Below are 1217 nucleotides of genomic sequence, written 5' to 3' on the forward strand. Positions count from 1 at the left end.
GCGCGCAAGGGCGCAACGGCCCAAGGGCGCAGGACGCAAGGCGCCGGGGTCCGCGGGCGCAGGCTGAAGACCGCCCGCCTCGCGCGGGGGTGGTCATGCCCGCGTCATCGCACTAGTCTAGGGTTGTACGGATGCACGGGTGTACGGACTCGCAAGGAGGAACGGCGATGGAAACCTGGCACATGGTGGCGCACGGCAAGGTGCAGGGGGTCGGCTATCGCGCGGCCTGCGAGGACCTGGCGATCGAGCTCGGCCTGGGCGGCTGGGTACGCAACCGCAACGACGGCACGGTCGAGGTGATGGCGTACGGGCCGCCGGAGCGGCTGGCGAAGCTGCGCGAATGGATGGAGCAGGGCCCGCCCGCCGCGAAGGTCGAGCGGTTGGAGGTCGAGCCGGGCGAGGGCGAGTTCGAACTGTTCGAGTGGCGCTCCAGCGAGTGACCGGCGCCCGCCAGTGGTCGACACCCGAGAATGACCCGCGCCCGCGAGTGATCGACGCCCGAGAGTGACTGGCACCCGCAAGTGATCGAGGCCCGCGCCTGCGAGCGTCGGATCGGCGGGCGCGCCTAGGACCGACCGATCGCCGCCCGCGCCTGGTGCGCGCTCCAGTCGATCGGCTCGCGCTGGTGCTCCACCAGCCAGTCGTTGGCCAGCCGGAAATGCCCGCAACCGAGGAAGCCGCGATGCGCCGACAGCGGCGACGGGTGCGGCGCCTCCAGGATGCAATGCTCGCCGGCCAGCAGGTCCTTCTTGGCCTGTGCGTGGCTGCCCCACAGCAGAAAGACCAGATGCGGGCGGCTGGCCGCCAGCGCCGCGATCAGGCAGTCGGTGACCGCTTCCCAGCCGCGTTTGGCGTGGCTGGCGGCCCGTCCCTGCTCGACCGTCAGCACGGTGTTCAGCAGCAGCACGCCCTGGCGTGCCCAGCCTTCCAGATTGCCGGAGGCCGTGGGCCGCGCCACCGCCGGATCGCCGTACTCGGCGGCGATCTCCTTGAAGATATTGCGCAGGCTCGGCGGCACCCGCACGCCGTCCGGCACCGAGAAGGCCAGCCCATGCGCCTGCGGCACCTCGACGCCATCGACCACGCCGACGCCGTGATACGGGTCCTGGCCCAGGATCACGACCTTGACCGCCTCGGGCGGCGTCAGGTGCAGCGCGTGGAAGACGTCGCGCGGGAATACCGGCTTGCCGGCGGCGCGCTCGCCGTCGACGAAATCG

The 1217-nt window shown here is 71.6% G+C and carries 2 protein-coding genes; one reads left to right on the forward strand and one right to left on the reverse strand.

Features of this window, described 5'->3' with window-relative positions:
- Positions 1-167 precede the first annotated feature (167 nt).
- A complete protein-coding gene (locus AC6EI8_RS26615; protein ID WP_149319650.1) occupies positions 168-440 on the forward strand; it encodes an acylphosphatase in 273 nt (90 codons plus the stop codon).
- Positions 441-565: 125 nt separating this feature from the next.
- On the opposite strand, the gene AC6EI8_RS26620 is transcribed toward AC6EI8_RS26615, so the two are convergent.
- Positions 566-1217 (reverse strand): uracil-DNA glycosylase (locus AC6EI8_RS26620; RefSeq protein WP_498383412.1); only part of this gene is annotated, 652 nt, incomplete at its 5' end.

Source organism: Cupriavidus sp. R6-3 (assembly GCF_059772245.1).

What these genes read in the sequence shown, in the direction of transcription:
- AC6EI8_RS26615 (WP_149319650.1), top strand. Translation starts at nt 168, where the DNA reads ATGGAAACCTGGCACATGGTGGCGCACGGCAAGGTGCAGGGGGTCGGC.